General features: G+C 69.2%; 15 protein-coding genes and 1 pseudogene. 8 read left to right on the top strand and 8 right to left on the bottom strand.

Going from position 1 to position 20892, the window contains the following annotated elements; genetic code table 11:
- Positions 1-349: 349 nt before the first annotated feature.
- On the top strand, positions 350-1378 hold the full coding sequence (locus QA861_RS25860; RefSeq protein ID WP_334590969.1) for a bile acid:sodium symporter family protein: 1029 nt from the start codon (positions 350-352) through the stop codon (positions 1376-1378).
- Between the two features lie 149 nt (positions 1379-1527).
- On the opposite strand, the gene QA861_RS25855 is transcribed toward QA861_RS25860, so the two are convergent.
- Positions 1528-2208: a TetR/AcrR family transcriptional regulator gene (locus QA861_RS25855; protein WP_334590968.1), complete on the bottom strand. Its 681-nt coding sequence runs from the start codon at positions 2206-2208 to the stop codon at positions 1528-1530.
- A gap of 227 nt (positions 2209-2435) precedes the next feature.
- Between QA861_RS25855 and QA861_RS25850 the strand changes: the two genes are divergently transcribed.
- The 5 genes from QA861_RS25850 to QA861_RS25830 all read left to right on the top strand — a co-directional run bounded on the left by QA861_RS25850 (position 2436) and on the right by QA861_RS25830 (position 9986).
- Positions 2436-4439: an acetoacetate--CoA ligase gene (locus QA861_RS25850; protein WP_334590967.1), complete on the top strand. Its 2004-nt coding sequence runs from the start codon at positions 2436-2438 to the stop codon at positions 4437-4439.
- Positions 4436-6199 carry an FAD-dependent monooxygenase gene (locus QA861_RS25845; protein ID WP_334590966.1) on the top strand — a complete coding sequence of 588 codons (1764 nt, stop codon included), beginning with the start codon at positions 4436-4438 and terminating at the stop codon, positions 6197-6199. Before QA861_RS25850 ends, QA861_RS25845 begins: the two co-directional genes overlap by 4 nt.
- Before the next feature lie 120 nt (positions 6200-6319).
- Entirely contained in the window at positions 6320-6574 is a 255-nt protein-coding gene (locus QA861_RS25840; RefSeq protein ID WP_334590965.1) for a hypothetical protein, read from the top strand.
- A 14-nt stretch (positions 6575-6588) separates the two neighbouring features.
- Positions 6589-7803, top strand: coding sequence for an acetyl-CoA C-acetyltransferase (locus QA861_RS25835; protein ID WP_334590964.1), 1215 nt, complete (start codon positions 6589-6591; stop codon positions 7801-7803).
- 11 nt (positions 7804-7814) lie between these two features.
- On the top strand, positions 7815-9986 hold the full coding sequence (locus tag QA861_RS25830; RefSeq protein ID WP_334590963.1) for a 3-hydroxyacyl-CoA dehydrogenase NAD-binding domain-containing protein: 2172 nt from the start codon (positions 7815-7817) through the stop codon (positions 9984-9986).
- Positions 9987-10439: 453 nt separating this feature from the next.
- Here QA861_RS25830 and QA861_RS25825 read toward each other — a convergent pair whose 3' ends face one another.
- From QA861_RS25825 to QA861_RS25800, 6 genes are all read right to left on the bottom strand, one after another.
- Entirely contained in the window at positions 10440-11408 is a 969-nt protein-coding gene (locus tag QA861_RS25825) for a hypothetical protein (protein WP_443041580.1), read from the bottom strand.
- A 301-nt stretch (positions 11409-11709) separates the two neighbouring features.
- Positions 11710-11904, bottom strand: coding sequence for a hypothetical protein (locus QA861_RS25820; protein WP_334590960.1), 195 nt, complete (start codon positions 11902-11904; stop codon positions 11710-11712).
- Between the two features lie 194 nt (positions 11905-12098).
- On the bottom strand, positions 12099-13313 hold the full coding sequence (locus QA861_RS25815; RefSeq protein ID WP_334590959.1) for an amidohydrolase family protein: 1215 nt from the start codon (positions 13311-13313) through the stop codon (positions 12099-12101).
- Positions 13314-13609: 296 nt separating this feature from the next.
- Positions 13610-14662, bottom strand: coding sequence for an amidohydrolase family protein (locus QA861_RS25810; protein ID WP_334590958.1), 1053 nt, complete (start codon positions 14660-14662; stop codon positions 13610-13612).
- A 215-nt stretch (positions 14663-14877) separates the two neighbouring features.
- The gene (locus QA861_RS25805; RefSeq protein ID WP_334590957.1) at positions 14878-16002 is read right to left on the bottom strand and encodes an NAD(P)-dependent alcohol dehydrogenase; all 1125 of its coding nucleotides are present in this window, start codon (positions 16000-16002) and stop codon (positions 14878-14880) included.
- Between the two features lie 21 nt (positions 16003-16023).
- Complete coding sequence (locus tag QA861_RS25800; protein WP_334590956.1) at positions 16024-17496, bottom strand: aldehyde dehydrogenase family protein; 1473 nt, start codon at positions 17494-17496, stop codon at positions 16024-16026.
- A gap of 1048 nt (positions 17497-18544) precedes the next feature.
- Between QA861_RS25800 and QA861_RS25795 the strand changes: the two are divergent.
- Positions 18545-18811 (top strand): annotated as a pseudogene (locus QA861_RS25795) (KR domain-containing protein); the annotation flags it as partial.
- Positions 18812-18929: 118 nt separating this feature from the next.
- Here the strand turns inward: QA861_RS25795 and QA861_RS25790 are convergent.
- Positions 18930-19559 (bottom strand): TetR/AcrR family transcriptional regulator, encoded by a 630-nt coding sequence (locus QA861_RS25790; protein WP_334590955.1) that lies wholly within the window; start codon positions 19557-19559, stop codon positions 18930-18932.
- Positions 19560-19704: 145 nt separating this feature from the next.
- Between QA861_RS25790 and QA861_RS25785 the strand changes: the two genes are divergently transcribed.
- Complete coding sequence (locus tag QA861_RS25785) at positions 19705-20460, top strand: SDR family NAD(P)-dependent oxidoreductase (protein WP_334590954.1); 756 nt, start codon at positions 19705-19707, stop codon at positions 20458-20460.
- Positions 20461-20892: the final 432 nt, after the last annotated feature.

Genomic DNA, 20892 nt, shown 5'->3' with positions numbered 1-20892 from the left:
AGGCACCACGCCACCGCCTACTACGGACACGGCCCCTGCAGCAGCGGGGCAGGCGCTGATGCGGGGACTCGGGACTCCTCATGGGTTCACCCACGGGGGGTCCCGGCTCAGCAGCGAAGTTCAACGGCGAAGCGATCACCGAGCCGAAGATCGCATCGCGCCGTCCGGAGTACCCCAGGACGGCATGTCGGAGACGGGCGCCGCAGGAGACTGTGCCGTCGGCGACCTGTCGCTGGTCAATCCCACCTCGGACGGGCGGCCGTCGACCCCGGCGCGAGTGGGCGACGCGGAAGAGGTCCTTGCCACAGGAACATCGCGAGTCTCGTGAACATCGGCCCACCGTGCGTGTGTGCCGCGGCATCGACGTGTGGCTCGTGGCGTATACGTACCTGCCCGCCCTGATCGACGGGTTCCAGGCACGGAGCAACGTCGAGCAGTCAACCCATCCCGGCCGACGCACGCGGCGACTCTCGCCCTCACGACACAGGAGCCCATGATGGGATCATCGGTTTTTGCCGTGTTCCTCCCCATAGCCCTCGGACTGGTGATGCTGGGGCTGGGTCTGACCCTGACTATTACCGACTTCACCAGCGTGGTGCGCTATCCGAAGGCAGTCGTCGTGGCGGTCGTCTGCCAGATGGTTCTCCTGCCGTTGATCTGCCTGGGGCTGGTTCTAATCTTCGGGCTGACCGGTGTCCAGGCTGTAGGCATGATGCTGCTGGTCGCGTCCCCCGGCGGCACGTCGGCGAACCTGTTCAGCCACCTCGCCGGCGGCGACGTCGCACTGAACGTCACACTCACCGCGATCAACTCTGTGCTGGCGGTATTCACCCTGCCCGTGGTGCTGGGACTGTCGATATCGGGATTCCTGGGCGGTGAAGCAGCTTCTGTCGGGCCGCAGTTCGGTAAGTTCGTGCAGGTATTCGCGATCGTGTTGGTGCCGGTCGTCATTGGCATGTGGGTGCGTCACCGTTTCACCGGCTGGGCCGACCGGATGCACAAGCCCGTCAAGATCGGCTCAGCCATCGTGCTGGTCCTGGTGATCTTCGCCGCCGCAGTGCAGGCGTTCGACGTTATCGTGGCCAACTTCGCCCGCCTCGGTCCGGTTGCGCTGCTGCTGTCCGTGCTCAGCCTCACCGTGGGCTATTACGTCCCGCGACTGTTCCGGGTCACTGTCCGTCAGTCGATCGCTGCCGCCATGGAGATCGGCATCCACAACGCCACCCTGGCCATCGCAGTCGCGGTGTCCGTGATGAGCAATGAGGCGATGGCCGTCCCCGCCGCCGTCTACGGTGCCCTGATGATGTTCCCCGCCGGAGCCGCCGCATACATGCTTTCCCGACGACCCCAGGCGGCAGTGTCCCCGGCGGCCGTCTGACGCCCGGCGCCCGATGGATCTCGCTCCGGTGGGCCCACGCCCGCCGGACAGCGCATGGGCGAAACCCTCCCGCCACTCACCAGACAATCCGGTGGGGAGCTCGTAGACCTGCCGGGCACATCGCATCGCGAGTGCGCCCATGCGGCAGCTCAGTGGCCGCCCCCGGCCCCCGCCGCCGCGGTCACCAGAACGCCGGCCGCCTCGGTGACGTCCAGCCCGGGATCGAGCCGGGCCGCGCCCTCGAGCGCGGACGCGAGCAGGAGGAGCAGGGCGTCGACGACGCGCTCGGCGGGGAAGGCGCATCCGGACTCCACCCACTGCAGGGTCACCTCGTCGATCCCCCCGGCTGCCGCGCGCAACGTGAGGCGCAGGGACGGGGTCGTGCCGTCGAGGCCGAGAGTGGCGCACAACCGCTCGTTGGCGAACGAGCGCGTTTCCTCGAAGATCTCTCTGGTCTCGGGGTCGGTTCCGATGCCGCCGTGCACGAGGGACAGCGCGAAGCCCGGATGCTCGGTCATAAAGGCCAGGTGCTTGCCGAGCTGGTGCCGGATCAGCACGGCGGGTTCCTCGTGCTCCTCGACGACGTGGATCTCGTTGAGGCGGCGGGCGACCTCCCGCAGCGCCTCCAGATACAGGCCGCGCTTGCTGCCGAAGTGATGGAAGACCACCCCATGAGCGGTGCCCGCCGCCTGCGCGATTTCCCCGACCGCCACCTCGTCGTACGGGCGGTTCGTGAAGTGGTCGACGGCGGCCGCGAGGAGCCTGCCTCGGGTCAGTTCGGCACGTTCCTTGCGGGTCATCGCCGGCTTGCCTGTGGCGGGCACCGCCATCACTTCTCCCTCGTATCGCTGGTGCGCCCGGGGGCCGGGCGCTGGCTCGGCAGCCTTTCACAGGCGCCTGGGGCAGCCGCCCCGTGGTCAGTGCACCCATTTTACTGAATCTGAGTCATTGACGTCGAATCAATGAGCGCGTAACACTGGAGTCACCCAGCTCGCGCCGGAGGAGTCGTGTGCGGTCGTGCACTTAGCGATCGATAGATCAAGGAGTTACTGCGAACGTGAGCCAGTCAGTCAGCGCCCCCGACCTGCTGTGGCACCCCCCTGCGGATGCCACGGAGGGGTCGGCGATGCGAAGGTTCGCTGCCTTCGTCGCCGATCGCCACGCGGTGCGGGCGGACACCTACGAAGAGCTGTGGTCGTGGTCCGTGGACCACCTGGACGACTTCTGGGCGGCGGTCTGGGACTTCTGCGGCGTCCGCTCCTCACAGCCTTACACCGCCGTCCTCGCCGACCGGCGCATGCCCGGCGCGGTGTGGTTCCCCGGAGCGCGGCTCAACTACGCCGAGCAGGTCTTCCGCCGGTATGCGGACGACCGGCCCGCCCTCGTGGTGATCGGCGAGGGTGATGAGGCCCAGGACATCTCCTGGGCCGAGCTGCGCCGCCAGGTCGGCGCCCTGGCCCAGCAGTTCCGTGACTGGGGCGTGCGTCCCGGTGACCGGGTGGCGGCCTATCTCCCGAACATTCCGCACACCATCGTCGGGCTGCTGGCCAGCGCGAGCGTCGGCGCCGTATGGGCGACCTGTGCTCCCGACTACGGAGTCCAGGGCGCCGTGGACCGCTTCGCGCAGATCGAGCCGACCGTGCTGCTCGTCGCCGACGGATACCGCTACGGCGGCCGCCAGGTCGACCGCACCGCCGACGCGTCGGCGATCGCGGAGGCCCTTCCCACGGCCCGGCATGTCATCACCGTGCCCTACCTCGGCCTCGACGGGCCCTCTGTGGAGGGTGCGGTGAGCTGGGAGGTGGCCACCGGCGTCGATGCCGAACCGGTCTTCGATCAGGTGCCGTTCGACCACCCGCTGTGGATTCTGTACTCGTCCGGGACCACCGGCGTCCCCAAGGGCATCGTCCAGGGGCACGGCGGCATCGTCCTGGAGCACCTGAAGGCCATCGCCCTGCACTGGGACGTGAAGCCCGGCGACCGTGTCTTCCAGTTCACCTCGACCGCCTGGATGATGTGGAATGTCCTCGCGAGCAGCCTGCTGGCCGGTGCTGTCGCGATCGTGTACGACGGCAGCCCGACGTGGCCGTCGAAGGGTGCGCTGTTCGAGGTGGCCGCCCGTACCCGGGCCACCCACTTCGCCACCGGTGCGGGCTATTTGACGGCATGTCACAAGGCGGGCGTCGAGCCGGGCGCCGACCACGACCTGTCCGCACTCCGATATCTGATGACCGGCGGGTCGCCGCTGCCCCAGGCGGAGTGGCGCTGGATCTACGAGCAGGTCAAGGACGACGTCTGGCTGGACAACACCAGCGGCGGCACAGACGTCTGCAGCGGCTACTTCGGCGGCACCCTGCTGAAGCCCGTTTACCTGGGCGAGAGCCAGTGTCGGATGCTCGGCACCCGGGTCGAGGCGTGGAACGACGAGGGCAAGCCCGTCACCGACGAAGTGGGCGAGCTGGTGGTGACCGCACCCATGCCGTCCATGCCCCTGTACTTCTGGAACGACCCCGACGGCAGCCGCTATCGCGGTGCCTACTTCGGAGCCTTCCCGGGCGTGTGGCGACACGGTGACTGGATCACCGTCACCTCACGCGGCACCGCCGTCGTGCACGGGCGCTCCGACTCCACCATCAACCGGCACGGCGTGCGAATGGGCAGCGCTGACATCCACGCCGCAGTGGAGCGTTTTCCGGAGGTCGCCGACTGCATGGTCATCGGCGCCGAACTCCCCGACGGTGGCTACTACCTGCCGCTGTTCGTCGTCCTCGCCGACGGTGCGGTCTTCGACGAGGACCTCAAGCGGCGCATCAGCGAGACCATCCGCACGACCGTCTCCCCGCGCCACGTCCCCGACGAGATCATCGTCGCCCCGCACATCCCCCACACCCTCACCGGCAAGCGCCTGGAAGTCCCCGTCAAGAGGCTCATCCAGGGGCACCCCCTCGCCAAGGTCGCGCAGCCGAGTCTCGTCGATCGGCCCGAAAGCCTCATCTACTACGCCGAAGTCGGCCGGCGCATCGCCGAACGCCGAGCTCCCGAAGGGAACCCCAGCGCATGACCATCCTCGAAGTTCCCGTGCTGATCATCGGCGGCGGTGGCGCCGGGCTCACCTCCTCGATCATCCTGTCCGACCTCGGAGTCCGGCATCTGCTGATCGAGCGGCGCACCGCGCTCTCCGCACTGCCGAAGGCGCACATCCTCAACCAACGCACCACGGAGATCTTCCGGCAGCACGGGCTCGCCGACTCCGTGACCGAGGTCGCGGGCAAGATGCGGGACATCGGCAAGGCCCAGTGGAAGACCTCACTGGCGGGGGACGGCCCGCTCGACGGCCTGCTGCTGCACGAGATGGCCGCGTTCGGCGGTGGTGCGCTGCACGACGTGTACATGGCGCACAGTCCGGTGCCACCCAGCAACCTTCCACAGTGCCGCCTGGAGCCCATCCTCAAGCGCCATGCGGAGGAGCGCGCGCCCGGAAGCATCCTCTTCGCCCACGAGCTGCTCACCCTGGACGAGCGCGGAGACATGGTGGTGGCCGAGATCCGGGACGAGCGCAACGGCGAACGACTCACCGTGCACGCTCAGTACGTGATCGCGGCCGACGGGGGCAAGACGGTCGGGCCTCTCCTAGGAGTGCGGATGGAGGGGATGACCGGCCTCATCGACATCGTGAGCACACACTTCAGCGCCGACCTCTCGCAGTGGTGGGACGACGGAACCCTCATCAACTGGTTCATCAACCCCGACAGCGGTGCGGTCTTCGGCAGCGGAGCTCTCGCGGTGATGGGGCCGACCTGGGGGCGGCACTCGGAGGAGTGGAACATGCACTTCGCTGTCGCCCCAGGGCAGGGGGACTTCTCCGACGAGGACGTGGTGGTGCCTCGCATCCGCGAGTTGCTGCACACTCCCGACCTGGACATGACGGTGCACCGCATCAACCGGTGGAGCGTGGAGTCCGTCCTCGCCGACCGCTACCGCGTCGGCCGTGTCTTCCTGGCCGGCGACGCCGCCCACCGCCACCCGCCCACCACGGGCCTCGGTTTGAACACCGCGATCCAGGACGCCCACAACCTGGCCTGGAAGCTCGCCGCAGTCGTGGACGGCCGCGCGGACGACGGATTGCTCGACTCCTACGAGAGCGAGCGGCGCCCGGTCGGCGGGCGCAACGTCCAGTGGGCCACCTTCGCCGCGCTCAACCACGAGGTGCTACTGGCGGGCATCGGTCTCGGCCCCACGCTGCCGCCCGAAATGCGCGCCGCCGTCGTCCACCAGTACGTCGAGGACTCCCCCATGGGCGCCGCGCGCAGGGCCAAGGCCGCGGAGGTCTTCAACACACAGCGCCTGGAGTTCCAGGCCCACGACCTGGACCTCGGTTTCGCCTACGAGAGCGGCGCGCTGATCCCCGACGGCTCACAGGCAGCGCCGGTAGACCCGCTGGGCAGTGAATACCGGCCCACCACTCGGCCCGGCCACCGGCTGCCGCACGCCTGGCTGGAGCGGAACGGCGTTCGGCTGTCGACCCACGACCTCACCGGCGCCAGCGCCCACTTCGTGCTACTGGCGGGGCCCGAGGGCGAGGCCTGGTGCCAGGCCGCCGAACAGGCAGCGCGCAAGCACGGCATCTCGATCGTGCCGGTACGCGTCGGGGGCGGCGAGTGGACCGACCCTGAGGGCCGCTGGTCCGAGCTCAGAGAAATCGGCCCAGCGGGCGCCGTCCTCGTACGGCCGGACAACCATGTCGCCTGGCGCAGTACCGGCGCCGCCGACGCGCCCACCGACGCACTGCTGCGCGCTGTGCAGGCCGTGCTGTACGGATGACCGCGACCATAACCGCACGGGCCCGCGGTCGGAAGAGCGCGGGAGGGCCCCGATCCGCCCGCCGCGGACGAGGGTGCGAGCCGGCCTGGCGATGAACGAGAACCGGACCGCAACCCGCTCGTGGAGACCTGGCACCGGCCGCCCGTCGAACTCGCCCGCGCCGCCGAGGGCGAGAAGCGTTCACCGCTGACGAGGGTCCGTGATTTCACCACCCGGCGCTACGACCAGTCCGGCCCGGCGACGGCCCGCCTCAAGCAGGCGGCCGTCTCCGGCGCGTACTCCTTACGGTCCTGGTGGACACCGCGCGTGTGCACCCTGCAGCAGATCACCGAGGCCTTCTTCGAGGTCGGCGGCCAGTACCGACGCAACGTCTGAGGAGAGCGAAGACGATGACCACCGAGGCATACATCTACGACGCGATCCGCACCCCGCGCGGCCGCGGCAAACAGAACGGCTCCCTGCACGGCACCAAGCCCATCTCCCTCGTCACCGGTCTGATCGACGCCCTGCGCGTCCGTCACCCGGACCTTGACCCCGGCCGGATCGAGGACATCGTCCTCGGTGTCGTGTCCCCAGTGGGCGAGCAGGGGTCCGACATCGCCCGCACGGCGGCGCTGGCGGCCGGCCTGCCGGACACGGTGGCGGGCGTCCAGCTCAACCGGTTCTGCGCCTCGGGCCTCGAAGCGGTCAACGTCGCTGCACAGAAGGTCCGTTCGGGCTGGGAGCAACTGGTCCTGGCCGGCGGTGTCGAGTCGATGTCCCGTGTGCCGATGGGCTCCGACGGCGGGGCCTGGAGCGATGACCCCGCGACCAACTACGACACGTACTTCGTGCCGCAGGGCGTCAGCGCCGACCTGATCGCCACCATCGAGGGGTTCACCCGCGAGGACGTCGACGCCTACGCCGTGCGCTCCCAGGACCGGGCCGCAGCCGCCTGGTCCGGCGGGTACTTCGCCAAGTCCGTGATACCCGTGACCGACCAGAACGGGATCGTGGCCCTCGACCAGGACGAGCACATGCGCCCCGGCACCACGGTGGAGACGCTCGGCAAGCTCAGGCCGTCGTTCGCCACCGTCGGCGAGCTGGGCGGCTTCGACGCCGTTGCCCTGCAGAAGTACCACTGGGTCGAGAAAATCGCCCACGTCCACCACGGCGGCAACTCCTCCGGCATCGTGGACGGCGCCGCCCTCGTCCTGGTCGGCAGCGAACGGGCGGGCCGGGAACTGGGGTTGACGCCCCGGGCCAGGATCGTTGCCACAGCCACTTCGGGCGCCGACCCCACCATCATGCTCACCGGCCCGACCCCCGCGACCCGCAAGCTCCTCGCGCACACCGGTCTGCGGGTCGACGACATCGATCTCTTCGAGATCAACGAGGCCTTCGCGTCCGTGGTGCTCAAGTACGCCAAGGACATCGGGATCCCCGACGAGAAGCTCAATGTCAACGGCGGAGCCATCGCCATGGGCCATCCCCTCGGCGCGACCGGCGCCATGATCACCGGAACCATGGTCGACGAGCTGGAGCGCCGTGGCGCCCGCCGGGCCGTGGTGACCCTGTGCATCGGCGGCGGCATGGGCGTGGCCACCCTCATCGAGCGTGTGTGAAAGGGCAGTTGATGACCAACACCATCCGCTGGGAGCAGGACACCGACGGCGTCGTCGTACTGACCCTGGACGACCCGCAGCAGTCCGCGAACACCATGACCGAGGCGTACGCCGCCTCCATGCGCGCCGCGGTCGACCGCCTGGAGGCCGAGCGGGAGAGCGTCACCGGAGTCGTCGTCACCTCCGCGAAGAAGACCTTCTTCGCGGGTGGTGACCTCAAGGACATGATTGCCGTCGGGCCCGAAGAGGCTGCCGGATTCTTCGCCTTCATCGAAGGAATCAAGGCCGACCTGCGCCGCCTGGAGACGCTGGGTAGACCGGTCGTCGCGGCCGTCAACGGTGCCGCCCTCGGTGGTGGCCTGGAGATCGCGCTGGCCTGCCACCACCGTGTCGTACTCGACGCGTCGGGTTCGAAGATCGGTCTCCCCGAGGCCACCCTGGGCCTCCTGCCGGGCGCCGGCGGTGTCACCCGCTCCGTGCGGATGCTCGGTGTCACCCAGGCATTGGAACGCGTCCTGCTGGACGGCCGCAGCTACACTCCGGCCGCAGCCGTCGAAGCGGGGCTGATGGACGAACTCGCCGAGTCCAGCGCCGAGTTGATGGTCAAGGCTCGGGCCTGGATCGTGGCCCACCCCGACGCCGTACAGCCCTGGGACATCAAGGGCTTCAGGCTGCCCGGCGGTTCCCCAACCGCAGGGCCCCTTGCCGCCGTACTGCCCTCGCTGCCCGCCACCCTGCGCGCGAAGATGAAGGGCGCGAACCCGCCTGCTCCGCGCGCGATCCTGGCCGCCGCCGTCGAGGGCGCCCAGGTGGACATCGACACGGCGCTCACCATCGAGTCGCGGTACCTGACGGAGCTGGTCGCCGGCCAGGTGTCGAAGAACATGATCAAGGGATTCTTCTTCGACATGCAACACATCAAGGCGGGTGGCGGCCGACCGGAAGGCCACCCGCGCAGCACCGTCCGCAAGGTCGCCGTGCTGGGCGCAGGCATGATGGGCGCCGGTATCGCCCACGCATGTGCTCAGGCCGGAATCGAAGTGGTCCTCAAGGACATCACCACCGAGGGAGCGGCGAAGGGTAAGGCCTACGCCGAGCGGCTGCTCGACAAGGCGGTGGCACGCGGGCGCACGAGCCGGGAGGACGCCGACCGACTGTTGGCGCGCATTCACCCGACCGCCGACGCCCGTGACACCGCCGGCGCCGACCTCGTCATCGAGGCCGTCTTCGAGGACCCGGAGCTGAAGAAGAAGGTCTTCGCCGAGATCGAGGAGTTCGTGGCCCCCGACGCGCTGCTCGCCTCCAACACCTCCACACTGCCCATCACGGACCTGGCTCAAGGAGTGGGCCGCCCGGGGGAGTTCATAGGCCTGCACTTCTTCTCGCCGGTCGACAGGATGCGGTTGCTGGAGATCGTCGTCGGAGAGAAGACGGGGGACGCGGCACTTGCCCGGGCCGTCGACTTCGCCCGCCAGATCCGCAAGACCCCCGTCGTCGTGGGCGACGGCCGGGGCTTCTTCACCAGTCGTGTCATCCGTACCTTCCTGGAGGAGGCCGCGGCCATGGTGGGTGAGGGCATCGCCCCCGCCACCGTCGAACAGGCGGGCCTCCAGGCCGGCTACCCCTCTCCGCCGCTGCAGCTGTGGGACGAGGTGACGCTCACCCTTCCCCGGAAGATCCGCGAGGAGACCAGGGCGACCGTCCTCACCGAGGGCGGGGAATGGGAGGCGCACGGCTCCGAGGCGGTGATCGACCGCATGGTCGGCGAGTTCGACCGCAAGGGCCGGTCCACGGGCGGCGGCTTCTACGTGTACGACGCCGACGGGCGCCGTACACGCCTGTGGCCGGGTCTCACCGAGTACTTCGGCCAGGACTCCGAGAACGCCGAGGACGTGCACTTCGAGGACCTCAAGGAGCGGATGCTCTTCGCCGAGTCCCTGGAGACGGTCCGTTGCTTCGAGGACGGCGTGCTGCGCAGCGTCCCCGACGCCAATGTCGGCTCGCTGCTGGGCATCGGCTTCCCCGCCTGGACCGGCGGGGTGGTGCAGTACATCAACGGCTACGAGGGCGGGCTGCCCGCGTTCGTAGCGCGGTCCCGAGAACTGGCCGACCGTTACGGCAGCCGCTTCGCACCGCCTGCGCTGCTGCTGGCCAAGGCGGCTGCGGGCGAGATCTTCGAGTAGCGCCTGAAACGTCTTCGGATACACCGCCGACCGGGCGGGCCCTGTCCTGCCGACAGGGCCCGCCGGGTCGGCGGTTTCATGTCTCCACCGTCACAACGGCGATACACGTCGTCGTCCGGGTTCAGGCGCCGTTCCCATGCCGGAAGACGGGCACGGCCAGGGGTGCCCAGAACGACGGCAGGCCAGCATGGGGGGAGCGACAGCTTCGGCCGTGAGCCGGAGGGCGGGCAGGCACCGGGCCGCCCCTCGCAGGGCGACCGCCGCTCGCGCGAGTGAGGCACCACCTCACCGACCAGGCCCTCGCCGCCGGCCACGAGGTCGTCGCCGTGAGAACCCGTCTTTGAACCTCGCTGATGGGTTGTCCGTGGGTGGTGGGGCCAGTGCGATGTGCGCCCGCAGTGGTTGCTTTTGAAATCCTGAGAGGACGTTCCGGTTGAAGACCGGAACGTCCTCTCAGTTGTGCAGGTGGGCGAGGACGAGGTTGGGGTCCTTGGCAGTGAGGTAGGCGGCGCTCAGGACATACGCGGTGTCTCCGCGCAGGGCGATGGAGGTGGGGTTCTGCAGGCCGTCGGCAGTGCTCAGGACCGTGGAGTGGGTGCCGTCGGGCTGGATGAGCGCGACCTGGCTGGGGCCGTTGAGGGCGGCCAGGATCCGGTCGCTGTGGCCGGTGAAGGTGATGTCGTCGATGCCGGTCAGTCCGGTGGCGCGGGTCTGCGGGGTGCCGGCCCGTCCGCCAGGCAGGACGGGTATGCGCAGGATGGTGCCCTTGTCGAGGTTGGTGGCCCACAGGGCCCCGTTGTGGATTTTCAGGCCGTTGGCGCCGAAGCCTCCGTTGGAGGCGAGTTGGGGGGCGGTGGACCAGGTGGTGGGGGTGCCGCCGGTGGTGGACACGCTCCAGATGGCGCCCAGGACGGAGTCGGTGATGTAGAGGGTGTGGGTGCAGGGATCGAGGGCCAGGCCGTTGGGCAGTCCGGTTGCGGGCAGGGCGGCGATGCGCTGCGGTTCGCCACCGGGGCGCAGGCGCCACAGGCCTGTGAGGTCGGAGGTGCCGGTGGCGTACAGGAAGTAGAGGGTTCCGTCGTGGGCGCGGACGATGCCGCTGGTCATGGCGAAGCCGACTACCGGGGTGTGGATACCGCCGTCGGCGGGGGCGGGCAGTGTGGCCAGGATGCGGGTGGTGCCGCCGGGGGTGAGCTGGGCGACCTGGCGGGCCGCGGCGAAGGTGACGTAGGCGGTGCCGTCGGGGGCCAGGGCGATGTTCTCCGGTGTCTGGCCTTTGGCCAGGTCGAAGTGGACGGCGACGTGTGCGTGGCCGAGCGGAGCGGGGGCGACCGTTGCGGAAGCCTGGCTGGTCGCGGCGGTGACGGCGGCCGCCGTCAGAGCGGCGGTTGTCAGCATGGTCCTGGAGAACTTCATGAGCATGGTTCCTTCACTGTTTTCGGGCGTGCGGCAGCGGTAGGCCGACGCACAAGGGGTTTGACGGTTCCTGCGGGGCGTCACGCGCGCGGAGCAGGGGTGGGCAGTGGTCGAGTCGCCGACCGTGCCGGACGGGCCGGCGGGTAGGGGGGCCGAGCGCCTGGTGGTGCGCGGGGTTCGGTCAGTGGGGACCGGTGACCCTGGCCCCGCACGGCGGCACGGGCGGCGGGCGCGGTGCCGTCCTGGGGCGAGCGGGGCCGGTGCCGTCTGTGACGGTGAGCCCGCCTCTCTGTGGTGAGGTCCACGCTCAACTGGCCGATGCACTGCCGACCGTCCTGGCCTGGACACCGACGAGCCGTGCGACACCGGTGTTTGCCATGCCGTCAGCACACGCCAGGATGATGCGGGCCTTCCCGGCCGAGCGCCGGTGCGGCATCTTCGTCCGGCGCACCAACTCGGCGCGCTCGGCCTCAGACAACAGGCCATCCAGCCGGTCACGCACCCATGTCGCCGTCGTACCAACCTGGTTGCTCGCCGGCGCGACCTGCGCAGTCAGAGGCGGGACTTGCTCACCAGGACGGGGGCGGAGGGACAACGGGCACCTCGACAGCTGCATCGGGCATCGGAACTACCCGAGCATGCCGTTGACCATGCTGCCGCACCGGGAAACTCCAAGACCCCGACAGAGTCAAGCCTCTAGTTCCCGGGCACTCGGTGGCCGGCCCGGTACACGGCCCGGATGTCGGCGACGGCGGAGACGTCGGCGACGGGTGAGCTGTCGAGGACCAGGACGTCCGCGTCCGCGGCCGGCCGCAGTACACCCTTGCGTCCGGCCAGGCCCACCGCTTCGGCGGCCTCGGTCGTCGCCGACCGCAACACGTCGAGGGTGGGCATGCCCAGCCCGGCGAGCTGCACCAGCGCGTACGGAAAGACGTGGTGCGGCTTTGACGGCTCGATGCCCGCGTCAGTACCGACCACGATCCGTGCGCCCGAGGCGATCACCTTGGTCGCGACGTCGATCATGGCGTCGATGCGGGCGGCGATGGCCGGTGGCGGCGGCGGTGTCCCCGGCACCATTCCCGCCGTGAGACTGACGAAGATCCGCTGCTTCACGACCCGGTCGAGCAGGTCGTCCCGCAGTCCGGCACTGTCGAGGGTCATGAAGGTGAAGTGCTCGATGGTGTCGAAGCCGGCGTCGATCACATCCCCGATCGCGTCTGCGGCGTGGACGTGCGCGGCCGCGGTGAGCCTGAGTCGATGCGCCTCCTCGACGATCAGCCGTAGATCGGCCGGACCGTACTGCTGGTGCAGAGGGTTGGAGCCGGGCGTCATGTTGCCACCGCCTGCCATCACCTTCACCACGTCACATCCACGCTCGGTCCGCTCGCGTACCGCGGCCAGCAGTGCCTCGGCTCCCTCTGCTTCGCCGCCGAGGAAGTGGCAGTGGCCGCCGCGGGTGGTGATCGGCGGACCGGCGGCGACGATCTCAGGGCGCTGAGTGGGAGGCACCTGGTCGCGGAGGGTGAGGGCGAGGTAGTCGCGGTCGCCGAGATCCCGGACCGTGGTGACGCCGGTCCGCAGTGCGGTCACCGCTGCCGTGCGGGCGGTGTCGAGGACGGCACCGGGGTCGTCGTTCGTGACATGGGCCACGGCGTCTGTGCTCGCGTCCCAGCACAGGTGGACGTGCGCGTCCACCAGTCCCGGAAGCAGCCATGCGGCCGGCCCGAAATCGGTGACGGTGGCGTTCTCCGGAGGGACCGCTCCTGTGAAGTCCACGTCCCGGATCAGGCCGTTCTCGATCATCACCATGCCAGGCCCTCTGGCTTGGACGCCGTCGAATATCTGCCCGGCTTTGAGTACCTGAAAGGCGCTCTGCATCACTGTGTCCTTGGAGAGTTCGCGACGGGTCATGCCCGACAACGCCACTGAGATCATGATGGTCGAAATGTGCAATATCGCAGTGCCGAACGCTCGTGCCCCACCACGGCCCCCACACGTGACCGCCGAACTGCGCCGGAGGGACCGGATGGTCAACCGACAGCGGGGGCTGGTCATGCGGAACACGGCATCGCCGGGAACAGCCGGTGCACCGGTCGTCGCAGCCTGCGGCTCCGCTTGTCCTTCCCTCCGGCGCGTCCGCCATGGCGTCCAGGATGCCGACCCTGCTCAGGCAAGCACCGATGAGCTGTTGAGCTCGCGGTCCGGGCTCAGGCGTCCTTCTTGTCCCCCAGGCCGAGCAGCTCTTCCGCGTTGCCGTAGGCGATCTTCCGGCGGTCGCTCTCACTGATCGGGGCGGACTCGATCCAGCGGGCGGCGTCGGTGGCGATGTCGTACGGGTAGTCCGAGGCGAACAGGATTCGGTCGGAGCCCATCGTCAGCAGCGATGTGATGAGGGCCTGCGAGTTGAAGTGGCCACTCGTGGTGACGTGGATGTTGTCGGAAAGATAGTCCTGAAGGCGCTTCGTGGGGCGCGCGTTGTAGGGGTTGTACTCGAAGGCGCGCTGGATGCGCCACTGGAAGAAGGGGAGGGTCTCGCCCATGTGACCGAGGATCAGCTGCGCGGCGGGATGCCGGTCGAAGACGCCGCCGTAGACGAGGCGCAGGGTGTGGGTGGCGGTCTCCGGGGCGAAGCCCCAGGTGGCGCCGGCCAGTTCCTCGCGGCCGCGGAACCAGGCATCGCGGACGGCGGGCACGGAAGGCTTCGGGTGCAGGTAGAGAGGGACGTTCAGTTCGGCGAGCGCCTCCCAGAAGGCATCGAAGCGGGCGTCGTCGAGGTAGTGCGGCTGCGGGTCGTCACCGATCTCGATGTAGCCGTTCACCATGACACCGACCATGCCGAGGTCATTGACCGCCCGCTCGAGTTCGGTGATGGCGGCGTCGGTGTCCTGGAGCGCGACACTGGCGAAGCCCTGGAACCTGCCGCCACCCTCGCGGACCCGCTCGGCGAGGAAGTCGTTGATGCGCCGGGCGCCGCTCACCGCGGTGCCGTGGTCACGCATCATCTCGATGCCGCCCGCGGTCAAGGACAGTACCGAGATGTCGATACCCGCCTCGTCCATCTCCTCGATACGCGAGGAGTTGAAGTCGCGGGCTCGGCGCATCGTGGCTTCCATGAAGCCCACTTCCACGCCGCCGAGCTTGGCCACGGCCGCGTAGTCGGTGGTGGTGAAGGCGGGATCCTGGAAGTGCTCCTCGATCGCGATCTTCCGCAAGGTGGGCGCGGCGGCGGCGCCGGGGGCCGGGATGGGGATGAGTGCCATGGTCTTCCCTCTTTCGTGGGGTGCGGCGGGTGATGTGCGTGTGGGCGCGGCACGTCCGGGGTCGGCCGGAAAATCCCGGGCGGCCCCGCACGTGCCGGGTGAAGGCATGGTGGGTGCAGCCGGTCGGATCGGCGCCGCGCGACTGGTGGCCGCACGTGGCTGTGCCGGCGGCGGTAGGACCGCCGGCCGGACCGGCTGTGGACGGAGGAAGGGGCTCAGCGACCGGTCGCGCCGATACGCAGCACCGGCTTGATCGCCTTGCCCTGCCGGGTGTCGGCGACCGCGGTGTTGATGTCGTCGAAGTCGTAGTGACTCAGCAGCCGGTCGAACGGGAAGATCCCGGCCCGGTACATGTCGATGAGCTGCGGAATGAACAGCTGAGGTACGGAGTCGCCCTGGACGACGCCGCGTACGCTGCCGCCGAAGCCGAAGTTGATCATTTCCAGCTCGGCCTTCACGCCCGGGGTCGGTGAGCCGACCAGCGCGACGGTGCCACGGGTGGCGATCGCGGCGAGGGCGGAGGCGACCTGCTCCGGGCGTCCGGTCAGCTCGACCACCGCGTCCACGCCCCGACCGCCGGTGATGGCACGGATCTCCGCGGTGACGTCCTTCTCGGAGCCGTTCACGGTGTGGGTGGCGCCGAGTTCCAGGGCGGTCTTGAGGCGGTCGTCGTTGATGTCGATGCCGATGATGGTGCCGGCCCCGGCCGCCTTCGCCGCCATGATGGCGGCAAGCCCGACTGTGCCGGTGCCGATCACGGCGATGGACTGGCCGCGTTGCAGGTCAAGGGAGTTGAGGACAGTGCCGGCACCGGTCTGCAGCCCGCAGCCGAGCGGGGCGAGGACCTCCAGCGGGATGTCCTTCGGGACCTTCACGGTGTTGCGCTCGGTGGTCAGGGCGTAGGTCGCGAAGGACGACTGCCCGAAGAAGTGGCCGAGGACGGGCGGTCCGTCGTTACCCTCGGGGCGGTGGATGCCCCGGGTGCCGTCGAGCCGGGCGCCGACGAAGTTCGCCGGGAGGGCGAGCTCGCAGTAGGACGGCTTGCCCGACAGGCACTGGGCGCAGTGGCCGCACGACTGGAAGGACAGCACGACGTGGTCGCCGGGGGCTACGGACGTGACGGCCGCGCCCACCCGTTCCACGACGCCCGCGCCCTCGTGGCCGAGGACGTAGGGCAGCCCCACGGGCAGGTTCTGGTGCTGGATGTGAATGTCGGTCTGGCAGATGCCGACGGCTTCGATCCGTACGAGGATCTCATCGGCACGGGGCTCGTCGAGCTCCAGCTCCTGAAGGAGGAAGGGTCCGGACTTTTCCTCGACGACAGCGGCTTGTACGCGCATGGTGATGTATTCCCTCAGTTGTCAGCCGGCAAGCGGCGGGGCGACGTGGACGTAGGTCTTGGTCTCCTGGAACTCGGAGATGCCGTGCATGCCGCGCAGGCGGCCGGTGCCGCTCTGCTTGTAACCGCCCTCTTCGAAGCGGTCGTTGAGCACTGCCCAGGTGTTGGTCCAGACGGTTCCGGCCTTGATCTCGCGGGAGACCCGGCGGGCGCGGTCGACGTCGCGGGTGAAGACGGCGGCGGCCAGACCGAACTCGGTGGCGTTGGCGCGGTGCACGGCCGCGGCTTCGTCGTCGAAGACCTCGAAGGTCACGACCGGACCGAAGACCTCCTGCTGGATCAGCGGGGCGTCGAGGTCGTCGACCTCCAGCATCGAGGGCCGGTAGAAGGCGCCCTGCGAGAGCGCGGCGTCGGTGACCGGGCCGCCCCGCACCAGGGTCTTGGCGTACGTGCCGGCCTCCGCCACGAGAGCGTCGATCCGTTCGACGGCCGCCCGGTCGATGAGCGAACCCATCTGGACGGCCGGGTCCTCGCCGGGGCCGACCGTGACGTCGGTGAGCAGCCGCCGCAGGCGCTCGCGGACCTCGTCGGCGATGGCGCTCTGGACGAGGATGCGGGAGCCGGTCATGCAGAACTGGCCGCTGAAGGTGGTGACGGCGGCCACCAGCAGGGGCACTGTCGCGTCGAGGTCGGCGTCATCGAAGACGACCATCGGGGTCTTGCCGCCGAGCTCCAGGTTCATCCGCTTCAGGGTCTTGGACCCGTTGGCGCTGATGATGCGGCCGACCTTGGTGCTGCCGGTGTAGCTGATGACGTCGACGTCGGGCGACTCGACGAGCAGCTCAGCGCCGCCGTTGCCGGATTCGGTGAAGAGGTTGACCACGCCGAGGGGCAGTGAGGTCGTCTCCGAAATGATCTTGGCGATCAGGGCGTTGGTCAGCGCGGTCTGCGCGGGCAACTTCACCACGACCGTGCACCCGGCGGCGAGCGCGGGCGCCAGGGAGCGGATCAGCAGAGCCACCGGGGAGTTCCAGGGCACGATGACCCCAGCCACGCCGACGGGCTCGGCCAGCGTGTTGAAGTACACGCCCGGCGCGGCCTCGGAGGCTGCCCCGGCATCGATGACGGCCAGGCCGGCGTTGTGGCGCAGGGTGCTGGGGGTGCTGAAGACCTCGAGAGTGGCTTCGCGCAGGTGCTTGCCGTTCTCGCGGGTCAGCTGCAGTGCCAGTTCCTCGGCGTGGGCCTCAAGACGCTCGGCCATCTCCAGCAGAGCGCGCGAGCGCAGCGCCCGGTCGCGGGCCCAGGCCGTGGTCTCGAAGGCCTGCCGCGCCGCGTCGATCGCGGACTGCGCCTCGGCCGCTCCGCCTACGTAGTACTCGCCCAGGACCTGGCCATCAGCCGGGTTGTGCGAACTCGCGATCTCGTCCGACGCGAGCCATTCCCCGTTGATCCAGTGACGCGCCCGGAGGTCCGGTTCCGCCTGGTTGGCGTTCATGTCGCAACTCCTCAGATCGACTGATCACGACGCTACGAATCACGGGGCGTCTCTCGCATCGGTGAACTCCACATGGCCCGGGCCCCTGATCCATTCCTGTCCGGCCCGTGAGGGAGCTGACATACGCTCGCCCCTGGGACTCTTCGGGCGTTCGGCCGAGTGCGCGCGGATCGAGGGCGACCCCTCCGATGTACGGCGGGCCGAAGCCGCCCCCGGCGCTGCACGGCGGTGCGGGGACCGGCAAGACGTCGAGTGGGTCCCAGAGGGGTTGCTCATCGAACGGATCACCGGCATCGAGTCCGAGATGGAAGTCGTCTACGCCGGAGTTCAGCGGCTGGCGGCCCGGCATCTCGGTGAGCTTCCTCGGCTTCCCGTGGCCGTCCTGGCTCCCCGATATCCCTCGGAACCGAGCCCCGCCGAGTGCATGATGCCCTTGCCTAGGCCGCCGACCTGGGCATGGCACCGGACCGCCGGGCCTGGCGCGAGGCCACCGCCGCGCGTAACCCGGTGTGGAGGTGGCGCCGAGCTGGAGGCATGGGGCCTCGAACCGCCCCATCGCAGCTGGTTGAAACTCGAGACCGTGGTCGGCATTTAGCACCGGCCGACGGGTCGGACAGGTACGCCCCGCAGTGTCCTGGTCCCGTTCGTCCAAGCACCAATGAAGACCAGCAGGCCCTGTAAGTCCACCTTCTGCGCTGCGGTCGGCCAACGTCTCAGCAGCGCTTCATATCCCCGGGGGAGGCGTCGTCGGCGATGTCGACGAGGGTGTCGGGGTCAGACGCAGCCAGGTGGCGTAATCCAGGCCCTTGACTCCGAGGCCGGCTAGGGGTGTGAGCACGGCCGCGGTTGCCGTGTCGGCGTCCGCAGCCTCCACAGCGGCAGCGACTGAGGCATTCTCCAGAGTGTGCAGCCGGACCACCTTCGCGTGGGCCGCGGTGATCTGCTGGTCACGCCGGTGCGCCCTGCCGTCGTGCGGCTGCGCGCATTGCATGGAACAGGCCCGGCTCCCGCTTGAGGAAGAGGCTGCCCGCAGCACGTGAAGTCCTGCGTATTGGCCTCTGGCGTGTGCGACAAGGTGCTGCTGAAATCAGGCAATGGGATCGACAAGTGCCGCCCGGCCCACCACCAGGTCGTGATCGGTGCCGCGACGGTGGCCGGGGTTGCGCTACTCGCATTCACCAGTGCGCCGGGCTCGCTGACCGCGGCGATGGCAGACGAGCACAGCGCCACCGAGCAGGCACTTGTGACCTATGACGAGCCGTACACGAGGCTGCGCAACGGCGGGCGCCACGAGAGCTACACGGAGAACCTCGCCCGGTTCCCTCTCTGCCAAGTTGAGGGTGTCGGAGCTCACTTGAGTATGTGCGGACTTGCCCTGCTTGATGAGCGTGGCCTCTTCTGGGCGCCAGACCACCTGATTCGGCGGCCGACCGCTATGGCGTGTCGGTGAGGCTGCCCATCACCCTGTGGAGCTGGTCCGAGGTCAGCGGGGCCGTGGGGAGCGGGTGGGCGGCTTCGCTGCGCAGGCCGTCGAGTGTGAAGGCGATCCCGCGGCGCCAGGCGTCGGGGGCGGGATCCTTGGCGGCGTGAGCCAGCAGGGAGTTGGTGCCGAAGAGGAACAGCAGGTCTTCGCGTGTGAAGTCGGGGCGCAGGGATCCGGCCTGCTGGGCGCGTTCGATGATGCGCGCGGCTGCGGCGTTGGTGCTCTCGCAGACGGCCATCAGGCGTCGGGCGTCCGGGTAGCGACCGATGACCACGTCCCTGATCGCGAGGTCGGTGGTCTGCAGTTCGCAGACCGTCTCGATGTAGTACGCGAACCCGGCCCAGGCGTCCTCGTGGGCGAGCGCGCGCTCCGCGGCCTCGCCCAGGCGGGCGGCGGCCAGGTCTGCCACGACCTCGTCGATGAGAGCCTCGCGGGAACCGAAGAGGTTGTAGAGGGTGCCATGGCTCACCCCGGCGCGGCGGGCGATCTCCTTCAGCGGAGCCTGCAGGCCACGCTCGTGGAAGAGCTCGGCCGCTGCAGTGCGCAGCTTCTCCGCGTTGCGCTGAGCGTCGGCCCGCATCCGGCGTTCCTCCTGGTCGTGTGTCCGGCCCCCATAGTCGCATTGTTCGACCCAAGAAACTTGACCGCAGGGTCAAGTTGCATGTTACGGTCGCAGGGAAAGTTGACCCAAGGGTCAACATATATCCATGGCAAGGAGTAGTCCCATGTCCAAAGTGATCGCCGTGTTCGGCGCCGGCACCGGGCTCGGCGTTTCCGTCGCCCGCCGCTTCGGCCGCGAAGGATTCCGTGTTGCCCTGGTGGCCCGGCGCAAGGAACGGCTGGAGACCCTCGTCGCACAGCTCGCCGACGAGGGCATCGAGGCCGCCGCCTTCATCGCCGATCTTTCCGACCCCACGCGGGTTCCGGCGCTCGTCGAGGCGATCCGTGACCGCTTCGGCCGGATCGACGTCGTCGAGTACGGGCCGTCCGGCGGCACCCCGTCCTTCACCCCGGCCATCGCCCTGGACGCGGCCACGCTGGAGAGCCTCGCCGGACTGTTCCTGCTCACCCCGGTGGAGGTGTTCCATGCCGTACTGCCGGAGATGCGCGAACGCGGTGACGGCGCAGTCCTGATGACCACCGGCTACTCGGCGGTGCAGCCGATGCCGCACATGAGCGGCCCGGGCCCGGTGATGTCCGCCGCCCGCAACTACCTCTACTCCCTCAACGCCGAACTCGCCGGCACCGGTGTCTACGCCGGCACCCTCACCATCGCTGCCTTGATCACCGGCAGCGAGAGCGCCGAGACCTTCACGCCCCCGGCCGATGAGCCGGCGGACACTGAGGACGCCGGCCCGGCGTTTCCCTCTGTGCACCCGGACCAGCTCGCCGAGCATTACTGGGACATGTACACCCGACGCGACCGCGTCGAGCAGGCCCATCCCGTGGAGCTCACTCCGCAGGTGAGTGCCGCAGCGTAACTCGTACGTACGCGCTCCGCAGCCACTGACCGTTTACTGCGTCTCGCCCTTCCCGCGGCCGGGCTCCGCATGCGCGGCCCAGGGCCGGAACCGCACGGGCTTCTTGAGCACCGACGTCGTCGCATCCGCCTTGGCCGCGCGGCTTCGGAGCCAACAGCCCAGGCGAGCCCACCGGTCGGTGCCGAATCGGTGGGGACGTCGCCCTCTTCGACGATGCCGGGAGCTCAGCCGTCAGTGGCGCGGACTTCGCCCGCGCCATCGTCGACGAGATCGAGACCCCGTCGCACCGACACCAGCACATCAGCGTCGCCTACTGAGCGAAGCCGGTCGCTTGCGACCAGGCGCGCGAAACACTCGCGGCAGGGGGCACCGATATCGGAAGGGGTCCCTGCCGGCGCCAGCCCGTCCCTGCTGAAAAGTCGTCGCCCAAGC

It is taken from the genome of Streptomyces sp. B21-083 (assembly GCF_036898825.1).
GTDB lineage: Bacteria > Actinomycetota > Actinomycetes > Streptomycetales > Streptomycetaceae > Streptomyces.
This window is presented reverse-complemented; position numbering and strand designations above follow the sequence as displayed.

What these genes read in the sequence shown, in the direction of transcription:
- QA861_RS25855 (WP_334590968.1), bottom strand. Translation starts at nt 2,208, where the DNA reads ATGGCGGTGCCCGCCACAGGCAAGCCGGCGATGACCCGCAAGGAACGT.
- QA861_RS25845 (WP_334590966.1), top strand. Translation starts at nt 4,436, where the DNA reads ATGACCATCCTCGAAGTTCCCGTGCTGATCATCGGCGGCGGTGGCGCC.
- QA861_RS25835 (WP_334590964.1), top strand. Translation starts at nt 6,589, where the DNA reads ATGACCACCGAGGCATACATCTACGACGCGATCCGCACCCCGCGCGGC.
- QA861_RS25830 (WP_334590963.1), top strand. Translation starts at nt 7,815, where the DNA reads ATGACCAACACCATCCGCTGGGAGCAGGACACCGACGGCGTCGTCGTA.
- QA861_RS25825 (WP_443041580.1), bottom strand. Translation starts at nt 11,408, where the DNA reads ATGCTCATGAAGTTCTCCAGGACCATGCTGACAACCGCCGCTCTGACG.
- QA861_RS25815 (WP_334590959.1), bottom strand. Translation starts at nt 13,313, where the DNA reads ATGACCCGTCGCGAACTCTCCAAGGACACAGTGATGCAGAGCGCCTTT.
- QA861_RS25810 (WP_334590958.1), bottom strand. Translation starts at nt 14,662, where the DNA reads ATGGCACTCATCCCCATCCCGGCCCCCGGCGCCGCCGCCGCGCCCACC.
- QA861_RS25805 (WP_334590957.1), bottom strand. Translation starts at nt 16,002, where the DNA reads ATGCGCGTACAAGCCGCTGTCGTCGAGGAAAAGTCCGGACCCTTCCTC.
- QA861_RS25800 (WP_334590956.1), bottom strand. Translation starts at nt 17,496, where the DNA reads ATGAACGCCAACCAGGCGGAACCGGACCTCCGGGCGCGTCACTGGATC.
- QA861_RS25790 (WP_334590955.1), bottom strand. Translation starts at nt 19,559, where the DNA reads ATGCGGGCCGACGCTCAGCGCAACGCGGAGAAGCTGCGCACTGCAGCG.
- QA861_RS25785 (WP_334590954.1), top strand. Translation starts at nt 19,705, where the DNA reads ATGTCCAAAGTGATCGCCGTGTTCGGCGCCGGCACCGGGCTCGGCGTT.